This is a genomic window from Paraburkholderia tuberum STM678 (assembly GCF_902833905.1).
In the GTDB taxonomy this organism is placed as follows: Bacteria; Pseudomonadota; Gammaproteobacteria; order Burkholderiales; family Burkholderiaceae; genus Paraburkholderia; species Paraburkholderia tuberum.
Genome location: NZ_CADFGP010000031.1, coordinates 39,811 through 53,108, shown reverse-complemented (window position 1 = coordinate 53,108; position 13,298 = coordinate 39,811). Strand labels below are relative to the sequence as shown.

Below are 13,298 nucleotides of genomic sequence, written 5' to 3'. Positions count from 1 at the left end.
CGCGCGGCCGAGCCGTCTATGGCACCAAACGCACCGGAGTCATCGCCATGAACGACCGGCTCGAGCACTATCATCGCAAGCGCCGCTTCGAGGACACGCCGGAGCCGGCCGGCGCGACGACCCGCGAGCGCGCCGCGAGCAAGACCGGCAAGCGCGCGACGCGTGCCGCGCCCGATACGCTCTCCTACGTGATCCAGGAGCACGACGCGCGGCGTCTGCACTACGACTTCCGGCTCGAACTGAACGGCGCGCTGCTGTCGTGGGCGGTTCCGAAGGGGCCGAGCCTCGACCCGTCGGTCAAGCGGCTCGCGGTGCGCGTCGAGGACCATCCGGTCGAATACGGTACCTTCGAGGGCGAGATTCCGCCCGGCAACTATGGCGCGGGAATCGTGATCGTGTGGGATCGCGGCACATGGGAGCCGGCGGGCGGCGCGGCCGAAGCCGCGCGGTCGTATGCGGCCGGCAAGCTCAAGTTTCATTTGCACGGCGAGAAGCTACATGGCGGCTGGACGCTCGTACGGAGCCACATGCGCGGCAGCGGCGACAAGGAGCAATGGCTGCTGATCAAGGAGCGCGACGAGGAAGCGCGCGACGAAAGCGACTACGACGTGCTGAAGAAGCTGCCGGGCAGCGTGCTGGCCGACGGGGCTTCGAAAGGCAGGAAAACGAAGCAATCGAAAGCGCAGACGAAAACCTCGCGCGACGGCAAGGCCACGAGCGCGGGCAAGCCGGCGAAATCCGCATCCTCGCGCCGCGCAGCCGATCCCAAACGCCCCGACATCGTCGCGACGCGCAGCGCGCAGTCGCTACGCGAACTCGCCGCATCGCCATCGATCGAAGGCGCGGTCAAAGCCGTCTTGCCCGCGAGCCTGAAGCCGGAGCTGGCGACGCTCGTCGACAGCGCGCCGCCAGGCGATGACTGGCTCTACGAAATCAAGTTCGACGGCTACCGCGTGCTCGCGCGCATCGACCACGCGTCGAAAGCGAAGGGCGGTGCCGTCAGCGTTTTCACGCGCAACGGCAACGATTGGACCGCAAAGTTCAGCAAGCAGATCGAGGCTCTCGCGGCACTCGATGTGCAAAGCGCGTGGCTCGACGGCGAAGCGGTCGTGCTCGATGAACGCGACGTGCCCAACTTCCAGTTGCTGCAAAACGCGTTCGATGCGCATCGCCCGCAGGACATCGTGATCTATCTGTTCGATCTGCCGTTTCTGAACGGCTACGACCTGCGCGACGTGCCGCTCGAACAGCGCCGCGCGATTTTGCGGGCGCTGCTCGAAGGCGTCGACGATCGCGTGCTGCGCTTTTCGAACGACTTCGCGTTCAGCGCCGACGAGCTGCTCAGGAGCGCGTGCGACATGGCGCTCGAAGGCATCATCGGCAAGCGGCGTGACAGCAGCTATGTGTCGGGCCGCTCGCCGTCGTGGATCAAGCTGAAGTGCCGGCGCCGCCAGGAGTTCGTGATCGGCGGCTATTCGGAGCCGGGCGGCAGCCGCTCGGCGTTCGGCGCGCTGCTGCTCGGCGTCTACGACGCCGATGGCCGGCTGCAGTACGCAGGCCGCGTCGGCACCGGCTTCGACGCCGCGCTGCTGCGCTCGGTCAAACAGGCGCTCGACGCGCACGCGAGCAAGCGCATGCCGTTCGCGAGCACACCGCGCGAGCGCAGCCGCACGCCCGTGCATTGGGTCGAGCCGGTGCTCGTTGCCGAATGCAACTTCGCCGAATGGACGGGCGACGGCATCGTGCGCCAGGCGTCGTTCGTCAGCCTGCGCGACGACAAGCCGGCGCGCCAGATCGTCAGGGAAACCGCCCGACAAGGAGCCGACGTGCAACAGCAAACCGAAACCGCCACCGCCGCTACGTCGCAAACAGGCGCGCCGAAAAAGCGCGCAACCAGCAAGACCGCCAGTGCCGCCAGGCCCGCCGCCAAGGAAAGCGCGCCCGCCCGAACCACGGCAACACGCTCGCGTGCACAGAGCGAAATCGCCGGCGTGCGCATCTCGCATCCCGATCGCGTGATCGACAAGAGCAGCGGCGCAAGCAAGCTCGAACTGGTGCAGTACTACGAATCAATCGCCGAATGGATGCTGCCGCATCTGCGCGAGCGGCCCGTCGCGCTGGTGCGCGCGCCCGAGGATATCGGCGGTGAGCTGTTCTTCCAGAAGCACAGCCAGAAGCTGTCGATTCCGCACGTCACGCAGCACGAGGGACTCGATCCCGGCCATCCTCCGCTGATCACGATCGACACGCTCGCCGCGCTGGTCGGCGCCGCGCAGATGGGCACCGTCGAGTTTCATACGTGGAATGCGGTCGCGTCGAATATCGAAAAGCCCGATCGCATGGTGTTCGATCTCGACCCGGACCCCTCGCTCGGCTGGGAACGCATGGTCGAGGCCGCGCAACTGACCCGCTCGCTGCTCGACGAACTGGGCCTGAAGTCGTTCTGCAAGACGAGTGGCGGCAAGGGCTTGCACGTGGTCGTGCCGCTCGCGAAGCAGGCCGGCTGGGACGAAGTGAAGGATTTCTCGCAGGCGGTCGCGCAGCACATGGCGACGACGCTGCCGCAGTACTTCAGCGCCAAGATGGGCGCGCAGAATCGCAAGAAAAAGATTTTCATCGACTATCTGCGCAACAACCGTGGCTCGAGCACGGTGGCCGCATTCTCGGCGCGCGCGCGGCCGGGGCTCGGGGTGTCGGTGCCGCTCGCGTGGGACGAACTGGAGAGCACGACGAGCGGCGATCAATGGGGCATCCGCAACGTCCACGAGCGCGTGGACGGCCTCGGAAACGACCCGTGGGCCGGCTACGCAAAGACGCGTCAGCGCATCACCGCGGCGATGAAAAAACGTCTGGGCGTCGCGTGATGAGCGCGCGTCCGGGTGGCTGAATCCAACCCGCGAGTGCGCCGTGCGTACTTGGCGCGCGAACGCGCTTCGCGAAGGAGCAATGCAATGAAGACCCTGCCGCAATCGACCGATGGCGACGCGCAAGCCGACCCGCACGCGAACAAGGATCCGAAGTCGTTGCAGGAAGCCGCGGCGCCGCTGCCGCATGAAGCCGACCAGCATCCCGAGTCGCAGCACGAGGACGAGCCGCGCCATGTCGGCAAGCAGGCACATGACGACATCGCGCATGGGCAGCAGGATACCGACCGCCGCGGCGGCGGCGAGTATCAGCAACGCACGCAGAACGACGCGCATGCCGATGTGAACTCGGATCGCAAGCAGGGCGGCGCAAAGGTCGGCAAGCGCTGACGCGGCGTAGCGGGCATCGCGCCTACGCGCCCGCCAGGCCAACCGGCTCGCGATCCCAGTACGGCGGATCGCCGAAATGCGTGGCGACGAAGTCGATGAAGGCGAGCGTCTTCGGCGGCACGAACGCGCGGCTTGGATACACGGCCCAGATCGCGACGTCGTCCGCGAGAGGATAGCTGTCGAGCACGCTGACGAGTTTGCCGCTGCGCAGATAGGGCGCCACGTCCCATGTCGATTTCAGCGCGATGCCGAAGCCCGCGAGCAGCGCGTCGCGAATCACCTCGCCGTTATCGGTGACGAGGCGTCCGCTCACGCGCACGTCGAGCGGGCCGGCGGGCGTCACGAAGCGCCAGTCGCGCTGCGCCGACAGGATGATGCACTCGTGCCCCGCGAGATCCGACGGATGATGCGGCGTGCCGCGCGCGGCCAGATAGGCGGGGGCCGCGCACAGCACGCGGCGGTTGACCGCGAGCCGCCGTGCGACCAGCGACGAATCCTTCAGCACGCCGACGCGAATCGCGACATCGATTCCCGCGTCGACCAGATCGACCACCTGATCGGTCAGGCGCAGATCGACGCTGACCCCCGGATAGCGGCGTAGAAACTCGCTGATCACCGGCGACACATGCTGACGCCCGAACGACGACGGCATCGACACGCGCAGCCGTCCCTGCGGTGCGGCCTGCGCGCGGCCGACCGATGCGCGCGCTGCGCCGGCCGCGTCGAGCAGCGCCTCGGCGCGCGTCATGAACACTTCACCGTCCTGGGTGAGGCTGATGCGGCGCGTGGTCCGATGCAACAAACGCGCGCCGAGGATCTTTTCGAGTTGTGCGATCCGCGCGCTCGCGACCGCCGCCGACAAACCGAACTCGCGCCCGGCCGCCGACACGTTGGCGAGCAGCGCGGCACGCACGAACAACGCGACGTCGAGCAGATCGAGCCGTTCGCGTTCGCTGGGCACGGACCGGCCGGCCGGGCTTGAATCATCCATTATTCTGAAAAACCAAAAAATGATTCAGTGATTATGGCTGTTTTATCAGAATAAGAACCATCCTACGATATGAGTCATGCGTGCACATCAACCGAACCCACAAGGAGCAGCCATGAAAGCCGTCGGACTCTACCGTTATCTGCCCCTCGATCACGCCGAAGCGCTCGTCGACGTCGAGATCCCGAAACCCGAAGCGACCGGCCGCGATCTGCTGGTCAAGGTCGAAGCCATTTCCGTGAACCCGGTCGACACCAAGGTGCGCGCGCCGAAAGACACCGTCGAAAAGACGCCGCGCGTGCTCGGCTGGGATGCGGCCGGCACTGTCGTCGCAGCTGGCCCCGAGGTCACGCTGTTCAAGGTCGGCGATCCGGTGTTCTATGCGGGCAGCATTACGCGGCCGGGGGCCAACAGCGAGTTTCATCTGGTGGACGAACGGATCGTCGGACACAAGCCGGCGTCGCTCGATTTCACGCACGCGGCCGCATTGCCGCTGACCGCGATCACTGCGTGGGAAGCATTGTTCGATCGCCTCGGCGTATCGCCGCAGGGCGCCGACGCAGGCCGTACGGTGCTGATTTTCGGCGGGGCGGGCGGGGTCGGCTCGATCGGCATCCAGCTCGCGAAGCAGCTCGGCAAGCTGCATGTGATCGCGACCGCGTCGCGGCCCGAATCGGCGAAATGGGCACGGGAGCTCGGCGCGGATCACATCGTCGATCACTTCGGCGATCTGCCCGCGCAGATGAAGGAGATCGGCATCGAGCAGGTCGACTACGTGCTGATCTTCAACGACACCGACCGTAATTTCCCGGCCGCCGCGCAACTGATCAAGCCGCAAGGCGGCATCTGCACGATCGTCGAGAACAGCGCCGCCGTGCCCGTCGAATTGCTGAAGGCGAAGAGCGCCGCGTTTCACTGGGAGTTCATGTTCACCCGCTCGATGTTCGGCACGACCGACATGATCGAGCAGCACAAGCTGCTGACCGAGGTCGCGCGGCTCGTCGATGCCGGCACGTTGCGCACGACGCTCGGCCAGGACCTCGGCCGCATCAACGCGGAGAATCTGCGTCGCGCGCATGGGTTGCTCGAAGCAGGACGCGCGATCGGCAAGCTGGTGCTGACCGGCTTCTGAGATGAAATCGACGCGCAGAAAGCGCGTCGCCGCAAGCGGGTTAACACCCGGGCCGACACGACACGCGCGGCAGCGCGCTTGGCGTTAGACTGACGACGCAGCATGCCAAAACGGTTGCGTGTCTTGCGGCGAGGCCAGCCGGTATGAACCGGCCGGCCCTCGGCAGTGCGTGAACAGTGCACAGGCAGTCGCGTCGACGCGAGCGCGCAGCGGCACAACAACGAGGTGACAGTATGAGCTTCAGCTTCAAACTCTCCGCCGTTTCCGTTGTCGCTTCTCTCGCCTGCGCGCTCGTGCCGGCTGCTCGCGCAGCCACGCCGATCACGGTGACCAACAAGGCCCCGCTCGACGGTCCGATCCGCTACACCGTTCGCGTCACGTCGAAACAGTTCGGCAATTCCCAGGAGACCCGCACGATCCGCTCGGGCGAATCGGACGACTTCACGTGGAAGACCGTGCCGCCCGGCGGTCCGGTGGCCGCGACGGACGCATGCCCGGACTATGCGTCGCTGCCGGTCGACGAGAATGGCGCGATGATCCGCCAGACGCAGATCCGCTTCTCGCCGGTGGTGTCGAGCGACGGCACCGCGGCCGTCCAACTGAACTTCCAGGCGCAGACGCCGCATGGCGTGAAAACCGTGACGAGCGGCGGCAAGACGCTCAAGTGTCCGAACGATGTGAGCGTGAGTCAGATCGTGCGTTTCACGATGCCGGTCAACGGCACGACGAAAACGCTGACGCTGACCGACGGCACGGAGATCGCCGTCACCGCGAAGCGGTGAAGGTTCGAGCGTGCGGCGTGATGGCCGCGTGCGCGAGCGTAGCACGCGCTAGCGCGTCATCCTTGTGCGTCATTCTTTGCGTGCCTCACGCTCGACGAGCCGCGCCGGCAAGAACTGATGCTCGGCCGAAAAGAGCCGCCGGTACGTGAGCAGCACCGCGCCCACGGTCCCCAGCGCCGACGCCGCCGCGATCAGAAACATGATGACGATCTGATAGCGCACCGCCTGCAATGGCGACTGCCCGGCCAGCACCTGACCGGTCATCATGCCCGGCAAACTGACAACGCCGACCACCGCCATCTGGTTCAACGTCGGCATCATGCCGGCGCGCACCGCCTGGCGCGCCGGCGCCTGCGCGGCCTCCCAGCGTGTCGCGCCGAGCGCGAGCGCCATGTCGACGCGGTCGCGCCGCGCGGTCAGCTCCTCGGTCATCCGCTCGATGCCGAGCGATACACCGGTCAGCGTGTTGCCGAGGATCATGCCGAGAATCGGAATCGCATATTGCGGCGCGTACCACGGATGGATGCGGATCACGACGAACAGTCCCACCGCGGCCACGAGCCACGAGCTGACCCAGATCGACAGCACGCTGTCGGCGCGTTGTCCGGCATAGGTGTGGCTGCCGCGCTGCGCGCCGGCGAAACCGGCGATCAGCGTCATCACGATCATCAGCGGCAGCACCACGTACCAGCGAGCGAAACTGAACACCCAGCCGAGCACATAGCCGATCGCGAGCAACTGGACCACGGTGCGCACCGCCGCCCATGCGAGCTTGCGCTCGAGATCGAGCTTCAGCGCGACCGACACCGCGCCATTCACGACGATCAGCAGCGTCGCGATCGCGACGTCCCACAAGCTCAGATTCTGCAGGCTCATTGGCGGGGCTCCCGACGCTGGTCGGCGGGAGCGCGTTGGTCCGCATCGCGCCGCACGCAAGTGTGTTCGGCCAGTACGCCGGCGCGCATCGTCAGATGCCGTTCGCTCATGCGTGCCGCCTGCTCGACATCGTGCGACACCCACATCGATGCGTGAGCGCCCGGCGCGGCATCGAACCACGCCTGCACGAGCGCTTCGATCGCGCGCGACGACGCCGGATCGAGCGAGGCGGTCGGCTCGTCGAGCAACAGCACTTCGGGCGCGAGTTGCAGCACGCGGATCAGCGCGGCGATCTGCGCTTCGCCACCCGATAATTCGCTTGCGCGCTTGCCGAGAAAGTCCTCGCCGCGGCCGGCCTGCATCGCGAGCCTGGCCGCGCACGCGCGATCGAAGCGCGCGTCGCGATATGCCCGCAGCTCAAACGGATAGCGCAGATTGTCTTCGACGCTGCCGTCGATCAGCGCGGGCCGCTGCCGGATATACGCGATTGCGCGCCGGTAGCGCGGAATCCGCGCACTCTCGAGCGGCGCGCCATGCCACAGGATGCGCCCCGCATCGACCGGATCGAGCAGTGCGAGCGCGCGCAGAAACACGCTCTTGCCGGAGCCGGACGGTCCGGTAATCGCGACGCGCTCGCCGGCGCGCAGGGCGAAGGTGGTCGGCTGCAACAGCGTCTGGCCGCGCTGCGCATCGCGCCGTACGATGCCGTCGGCGAGGACGAAGGGAACATCGGTCATGGTTGGAACGCCGTGGGGAGGGTGTGCCGGTGGGGCTGTCGGTAAAGCGTGCGCCATGATAAAGCGACGAGGCGCAACGGCGCACGACCGACGCGGCGATTCATGCTCGCGCGCCAGGTACGATAACTGCTGCACGGTGCACAACGTGGAACAACACGCGGAGCTTTTCAATGGCAGTGTCGAGCGGCACCGGACGACGGGTCGGAAAAATCTTTGCATGGCTGCTGGCGGCGCTCGTGATCCTGATCGTCGCGCTCGTCATCTTCATCCTGAGCTTCGACTGGAACCGCGCGCGGCCTTACATCGACGACAAGGTCAGCCAGGCGATCGGCCGGCCGTTTGCGATCAACGGCGACCTGAAGGTGGGCTGGCGTCATGCGGTCGGCGAGACCGGCTGGCGCGGCTGGGTGCCTTGGCCGCGCTTTTCGGCGGCCAACATCGCGATCGGCAATCCCGACTGGACCAAACAGCCGCAGTTCGCGACGCTCGACGAAATCGACTTCGAGGTCGAGGTGCTGCCGCTGCTCGCGCACGACATCGAGATTCCGGCGATCAACCTCGTGAATCCGTCGGTCGATCTGGAACGTCTTGTCGACGGGCGCAATAACTGGACCTTCAAGCTGCCGTCGTCGAGCAGACCCACCGAGTGGAAGCTCGATCTGCACGATATCGCGTTCGCGAAGGGCAACATCGCGCTGTCGGATCAGCAGAAGAAGGTCGAGGTGCAGATGGTCGTCGATACGCTCGGGCAGCCGATCCCGATCGGCGACGCGCTGAAGCAGCAGGAAGCGGCCTCGCGCAGCGCGTCGGCTCAGGCCGTCGGCCGGGCGGGCGCGCGCCAACTCGCCGCGCAGGCCGAGGCAGAGGCGGCCTCGGAGGCGAAGGCGGCTTCCGCAGCGGCGGCTTATGAAGCGGCGGCGCAGGCGTCGGGCGCATCGGGCGCATCCGCAACGTCGGGCGTGGCCGCGAGTTCCGGCGCGCTCGCGACGAGCGGCGCCGCCGCACCGGCCGAAACCACCAGCGGGAGCGCCAGCCCGGCCGCGGCTGTCTCGGGGGCGAGCGGCACCGCACCTGGCGCCAGGCGCGCGACGCCGCTTTATGCGATCGGCTGGACCGTCAAGGGCACCTACAACCGCACGCCGGTGTCGGGCAGCGGCAAGCTCGGCGGCGTGCTCGCGCTGCAGGACGCGAACCGGCCGTTCCCGGTGCAGGCCGATGTCAAAGCCGGCGATCTGCATATCGCCTTCGTCGGCACGCTCACCGATCCGGCGCATCTCGGGGCGCTCGATCTGCGCCTCTGGCTGCAGGGCAACAGCATGGCGCGCCTGTATTCGCTGACCGGCGTGACCTTGCCCGAGACCCCGCCGTACGCGACCGAGGGTCGTCTGATCGGTCAGTTCAAATCGAGCGGCAACGTGTTCACGTATGAAAACTTTACAGGCCGGGTCGGCGGCAGCGATCTGAACGGTTCGTTGACCTATACCGGGCGCGAGCCACGTCCGCTGCTGCAGGGCGAACTCGAGTCGCATCTGTTGCAGTTCTCGGATCTCGCGCCGGTGATCGGCGCCGATTCGAACGCGAGCAAGGCGAGGCGCGGCGACGCGGCCGCGCAGCCGAGCAACCGCGTGCTGCCGGTCGAGGAGTTCCGCACCGACCGCTGGAAGGCGATCGACGCCGACGTCAAGTTCACCGGCCGGCGCATCATCAAAAACGCGAACCTGCCGATCACGGATCTGTACACGCACGTCGTGATGACCGACGGCGTGCTGTCGCTCGTGCCGCTGAAGTTCGGCGTCGCGGGCGGCTCGCTCGTGTCGGACATTCATCTCGATGGCAGCGCGGCGCCGCTGAAGGGGCGCTTCGCGATGTCGGCGCGGCACGTCAAGCTGAAGCAATTGTTCCCGACCTTCAAGACGATGCAGAACGCGCTCGGCGAGATCAACGGCGATGCGTCGCTGTCCGCGACCGGTAATTCGCCGGCGGCGCTCGCGGCGACTTCGAACGGTGAGTTGAAGGCGCTCGTGACCGAAGGCACCGTGAGCCGTCTGCTGATGGAGGCGGCCGGGCTCAACGTCGCGAACGTCGTCTATGAAAAGCTGTTCGGCACTAGCAACGTGAAGATCAACTGCGCGGCCGCCGATTTCGTCGCGACCGACGGCGTGCTCGAAGCGCGCGTGTTCGCGCTCGACACCGGCGACGCGGTGATCAATATCGACGGTCAGGTGAATCTGCGCGACGAGACGATGGACCTGGGCGTGCATCCGCATACGAAGGGCTTCCGGGTCTTTTCGCTGCGCTCGCCGCTGTACGTGAAGGGCACCTTCAAGGATCCGCACGTCGGCGTCAATGCGGCCGCGCTCGCGTTGCGCGGCGGCGCGGCGGTCGGGCTCGGGCTGATCAATCCGTTCGCGGCGCTGATCCCGCTGCTTGCGCCCAGCAACAACAAGCCGCTGCCGTGCGCGCGATTGCTCGCGCAAGCGCGGCAGATGCCGAAGGCGCCGCCGCCGGGCGTCAAGCAACAGCCGAAGGCGCCGATATCGCTCGAGGGCGCGCCGGTCAACAAGTCTCCGGGCGGCGCGTCGTCGCCAGCCGCGGTGGATCGTAAGCCAGCGACGCAGTCGCCGGCGAGCGCGGCCGAATACAAGGGCAGCTGAAGCGCGGCGAGCGCGTCGATGATGCGATCGCCGAATCAACGGCATGATGCCGCGTGAGAAACTGCGCGCGGTTGCCGTCGAGCCAGGGTTTCGATGAAGCGAAGAGAACGACCTGTCAGCAGCCCTGAACTTCAGGGTGCCCGATTGGCCTATCTGAGCGAACGTGGGGTTGCATCGCCCGACGCATCCTGGCGACGCACGCCGCGCCGGGTACCGATTCGTGTCGCGCCGAACTCCGTCAGAATCTTGCCGCGCGCACGGCTCGCGAACACGAGGAAGCCGAAGCCGTCGGCCTCGTACCAGTAGCCGCCGTTCTCGAGACCATCGAGCGGCTGCTCCAGCGCGTTGGTAATGGATTCGAGGCAGCGCCGCCGCAATTCGGCTGGTGCGGGGTAGGGCGGCTGTGCGCCGCGCACACTGCATAGAAGCACGTCGAGTCCGGGCAGCACGTGTGCATAGAGCACCGGTTCGTCCTGTGCGCGAGCCCGCGCAATCTTGGTGTCGAGTTGACCGAACGGCTTGAAATGCCGCAGAACCGCGAGGAACGACTCGTCGCCGTCCACCTTCGCGCGCCTACGCTTTTTCGGGAAGGACATAAAAATTCGCCTGAAAAAGAATTGCAAGAATCGCTGCGTCTTCATGCGACCACTCCCGGCTTTCGCGCGCCGCACGTCGATGTTTTATAGCATACGACAAGGCCGGATTCACGATGATTCGACGCTACCGCATCGCCCCACCGCCTCCCGCACGAATCATGCCGAACCGCCTCGCCGCGCGCATTCGCATCCCAGCACACCTTGTCTCCATCATAGACGCAGGCGGCGCGGAAAAAACATCCCATCCCAATAAAAAAGTCATTTTTGTGTGGTCGAGCGCCTGCTGACGCGTCGTTGAAATATCTCTGATTCACGTCGATAATGGCCCGTCCAGCCGCGCGGCGCCCGCCTTGCAGGGCGCGACGGGTGCGCGCGAGCCCCGCCGTTCGAGTGACAGCCTGAACCACAGCCTGAACGCCCTGACGGAACCATGAAACTATTCACCAAAGGTCTGCTGCTGATCGCGATACCGAGCGTGGTCGAACTCGCGCTGCTCGGGGTCGTCTTCGATACCCAGGAGCGGACCGCGCAGGCCGCGCGATGGGTCGACAACAGCAAGCAGATCCTCTACGAGTCGTCGGCCATCGTCGATCCGCTGCTGCGTCAGGCCGCGCGCGTGCGCACGGCGATGGTGACGGGCAGTGCCTCGCTGATCGACCGCCATGCGGTGTGGGTCGACCTGAATGACCGGCTCGCGAAGCTCGATGCGCTCGTCGCCGAAACGCCGGCCCAGGCCGAGCGCGTGCGCAGCATGCGGCACGCGATCGACGCGTATCGCGAACAGAGTGTCGCGATCTCGCAGGCGTTGCACGAGGGGCGCAGTCTACGCCCCTATATCGCGCTCGAAACCGGCGAGTTGCCGGAGCAGATCGCCGTGTTCCGCGACGAGTTGGCCCAGTTCGGCGCGGCGGCGTCGGAGCTCGACGTCGAGCGCTCGAGCGCGCTCGGCGAGCGGCGCGAGCTTCAGCAGCGCGCGCTGATCGCCGCGGTGTTCGGCTCGATGTTGATCTGGGCGGTCACCGCCTTCGGGTTCGCGCGCGGCATCGGCCAACGCCTCGAAGTGCTGACCGATAACGCCGAGCGGCTCGGCAGCGGCCGGACGCTCGCGGCGCCGTTGTCGGGCAGCGACGAAATCGCCGCGCTTGACACGGTGCTACATCAGACCGATGCGCGTCTGCGCGAGGCGGAAGCCGGGCAGGAGGCGCTGAAGATGGAGCTCGAAGCACGCGCGCGCGAACTGGCGGCCGTCAATGAGGAATTGCGCCAGGAAACGCAGGACAACGAGATGTTCATCTACAGCGTGTCGCACGATCTGCGCTCGCCGCTCGTCAATCTGCAGGGGTTTTCGAAAGAGCTGCACGTGTCGTGCGACGAACTCGACGTGCTCGTCGGACAGGCTCGTCTGCCGGAGAACGAAGCACGGCGCATGACGCAGATCCTCGATGGCGAGGTGCGCGAGTCGTTGCACTATTTGCGCACCGCGGTCGCGCGCGCGGCGGCGATCATCGACGCGCTGTTGCGCATCTCGCGCGCGGGACGGCTCGAATATCAGTGGCAGCGGGTCAGCGTCGAGCGCGCGGTGGCGCGAGTCGTCGATGGGCTGCAAGGCACGATCGACCACCGCGCCGCGAGCGTCACGGTGCGCGAGCTGCCGCCCGCATGGGGCGATCCGGCGGCGGTCGAGCAGATCTTCGGCAATCTGATCGGCAATGCGCTGACTTTCCTCGATCCGGCGCGCCGCGGGCGCATCGAGGTCGGCGCGCTCGCGCCCGAACCCGTCGACGAAAGCGAGCCGCGCGCGGTCCGTATGCGCATCTATTACGTCCGCGATAATGGGCTCGGCATTCCGGCCGTGTATCTGTCGAAGGTGTTTCGCGCGTTCCAGCGTCTGCACGGGGACGTCGCAAGCGGCGAGGGGATCGGCCTCGCGGTGGTCCGGCGCGCGGTCGAGCGGCACGGCGGGCGCGTCTGGGTCGAATCGGCCGAAGGCGCCGGATCGACCTTTTTCGTGGTGCTGCCCGAGCAGCCGGCGCGCCTCTGAGCGCGGCGCACGCCGGCGCGGGCACCGTCGCTGCCCTTCTCCCGGCGGCATGGATGACGAATCGTTGGCACGGAGAGCCTATGAATCACGCGCAAGCGGTCAGCATCGTTGTGATCGAAGACGACGACGGCCACGCGACGCTCTCGGCTTTTTCCTGCAAGTGGTCAAACTGCCGCCGGGGCAGCGGCTCGCGCCGCCTTGAAGCTGTCCGAAAGCCGTTCATGACAAGATGAGCACC

Annotated in this window: 12 protein-coding genes; 8 read left to right on the top strand and 4 right to left on the bottom strand. The window is 66.6% G+C overall.

Annotated features, from left to right (window positions below; all coding sequences use genetic code 11):
* The first annotated feature begins 47 nt into the window (after positions 1-47).
* Both ligD and HWY30_RS24800 read left to right on the top strand, forming a co-directional pair.
* Entirely contained in the window at positions 48-2,864 is a 2,817-nt protein-coding gene (gene ligD / locus HWY30_RS24805) for a DNA ligase D (RefSeq protein WP_090804673.1), read from the top strand.
* Positions 2,865-2,951: 87 nt separating this feature from the next.
* Positions 2,952-3,254, top strand: coding sequence for a hypothetical protein (locus HWY30_RS24800; RefSeq protein WP_090804675.1), 303 nt, complete (start codon positions 2,952-2,954; stop codon positions 3,252-3,254).
* Between the two features lie 22 nt (positions 3,255-3,276).
* Here HWY30_RS24800 and HWY30_RS24795 read toward each other — a convergent pair whose 3' ends face one another.
* The gene (locus HWY30_RS24795) at positions 3,277-4,245 is read right to left on the bottom strand and encodes a LysR family transcriptional regulator (protein WP_090804677.1); all 969 of its coding nucleotides are present in this window, start codon (positions 4,243-4,245) and stop codon (positions 3,277-3,279) included.
* Positions 4,246-4,357: 112 nt separating this feature from the next.
* Between HWY30_RS24795 and HWY30_RS24790 the strand changes: the two genes are divergently transcribed.
* The gene (locus HWY30_RS24790) at positions 4,358-5,374 is read left to right on the top strand and encodes a zinc-binding alcohol dehydrogenase family protein (RefSeq protein ID WP_090804679.1); all 1,017 of its coding nucleotides are present in this window, start codon (positions 4,358-4,360) and stop codon (positions 5,372-5,374) included.
* A gap of 233 nt (positions 5,375-5,607) precedes the next feature.
* Positions 5,608-6,156 (top strand): DUF6013 family protein, encoded by a 549-nt coding sequence (locus HWY30_RS24785; protein WP_090804681.1) that lies wholly within the window; start codon positions 5,608-5,610, stop codon positions 6,154-6,156.
* Between the two features lie 69 nt (positions 6,157-6,225).
* On the opposite strand, the gene HWY30_RS24780 is transcribed toward HWY30_RS24785, so the two are convergent.
* The gene (locus HWY30_RS24780; RefSeq protein ID WP_090804683.1) at positions 6,226-7,032 is read right to left on the bottom strand and encodes an ABC transporter permease; all 807 of its coding nucleotides are present in this window, start codon (positions 7,030-7,032) and stop codon (positions 6,226-6,228) included.
* The gene (locus tag HWY30_RS24775; RefSeq protein ID WP_090804685.1) at positions 7,029-7,769 is read right to left on the bottom strand and encodes an ABC transporter ATP-binding protein; all 741 of its coding nucleotides are present in this window, start codon (positions 7,767-7,769) and stop codon (positions 7,029-7,031) included. The genes HWY30_RS24780 and HWY30_RS24775 overlap by 4 nt, the downstream gene beginning before the upstream one ends.
* A gap of 170 nt (positions 7,770-7,939) precedes the next feature.
* On the opposite strand from HWY30_RS24775, the gene HWY30_RS24770 reads away from it, so the two are divergent.
* Entirely contained in the window at positions 7,940-10,423 is a 2,484-nt protein-coding gene (locus HWY30_RS24770) for an AsmA family protein (protein ID WP_090804687.1), read from the top strand.
* Positions 10,424-10,572: 149 nt separating this feature from the next.
* Here HWY30_RS24770 and HWY30_RS24765 read toward each other — a convergent pair whose 3' ends face one another.
* Positions 10,573-11,064, bottom strand: coding sequence for a hypothetical protein (locus HWY30_RS24765; protein ID WP_090804689.1), 492 nt, complete (start codon positions 11,062-11,064; stop codon positions 10,573-10,575).
* A gap of 68 nt (positions 11,065-11,132) precedes the next feature.
* On the opposite strand from HWY30_RS24765, the gene HWY30_RS24760 reads away from it, so the two are divergent.
* The 3 genes from HWY30_RS24760 (at position 11,133) to HWY30_RS24750 (ending at position 13,293) form a co-directional block, all read left to right on the top strand.
* Positions 11,133-11,306, top strand: a complete 174-nt coding sequence (locus tag HWY30_RS24760) for a hypothetical protein (RefSeq protein ID WP_167368651.1) — start codon at positions 11,133-11,135, stop codon at positions 11,304-11,306.
* 143 nt (positions 11,307-11,449) lie between these two features.
* The gene (locus HWY30_RS24755; RefSeq protein WP_090804690.1) at positions 11,450-13,060 is read left to right on the top strand and encodes a sensor histidine kinase; all 1,611 of its coding nucleotides are present in this window, start codon (positions 11,450-11,452) and stop codon (positions 13,058-13,060) included.
* An 80-nt stretch (positions 13,061-13,140) separates the two neighbouring features.
* On the top strand, positions 13,141-13,293 hold the full coding sequence (locus HWY30_RS24750; RefSeq protein ID WP_167368652.1) for a hypothetical protein: 153 nt from the start codon (positions 13,141-13,143) through the stop codon (positions 13,291-13,293).
* Positions 13,294-13,298: the final 5 nt, after the last annotated feature.

Coding starts and splice junctions, on each gene's coding strand:
- HWY30_RS24775 (WP_090804685.1), bottom strand. CDS start 7,769: ATGACCGATGTTCCCTTCGTCCTCGCCGACGGCATCGTACGGCGCGAT.
- HWY30_RS24800 (WP_090804675.1), top strand. CDS start 2,952: ATGAAGACCCTGCCGCAATCGACCGATGGCGACGCGCAAGCCGACCCG.
- HWY30_RS24780 (WP_090804683.1), bottom strand. CDS start 7,032: ATGAGCCTGCAGAATCTGAGCTTGTGGGACGTCGCGATCGCGACGCTG.
- HWY30_RS24790 (WP_090804679.1), top strand. CDS start 4,358: ATGAAAGCCGTCGGACTCTACCGTTATCTGCCCCTCGATCACGCCGAA.
- HWY30_RS24770 (WP_090804687.1), top strand. CDS start 7,940: ATGGCAGTGTCGAGCGGCACCGGACGACGGGTCGGAAAAATCTTTGCA.
- ligD (WP_090804673.1), top strand. CDS start 48: ATGAACGACCGGCTCGAGCACTATCATCGCAAGCGCCGCTTCGAGGAC.
- HWY30_RS24795 (WP_090804677.1), bottom strand. CDS start 4,245: ATGGATGATTCAAGCCCGGCCGGCCGGTCCGTGCCCAGCGAACGCGAA.
- HWY30_RS24785 (WP_090804681.1), top strand. CDS start 5,608: ATGAGCTTCAGCTTCAAACTCTCCGCCGTTTCCGTTGTCGCTTCTCTC.
- HWY30_RS24750 (WP_167368652.1), top strand. CDS start 13,141: ATGAATCACGCGCAAGCGGTCAGCATCGTTGTGATCGAAGACGACGAC.
- HWY30_RS24755 (WP_090804690.1), top strand. CDS start 11,450: ATGAAACTATTCACCAAAGGTCTGCTGCTGATCGCGATACCGAGCGTG.
- HWY30_RS24765 (WP_090804689.1), bottom strand. CDS start 11,064: ATGAAGACGCAGCGATTCTTGCAATTCTTTTTCAGGCGAATTTTTATG.
- HWY30_RS24760 (WP_167368651.1), top strand. CDS start 11,133: ATGATTCGACGCTACCGCATCGCCCCACCGCCTCCCGCACGAATCATG.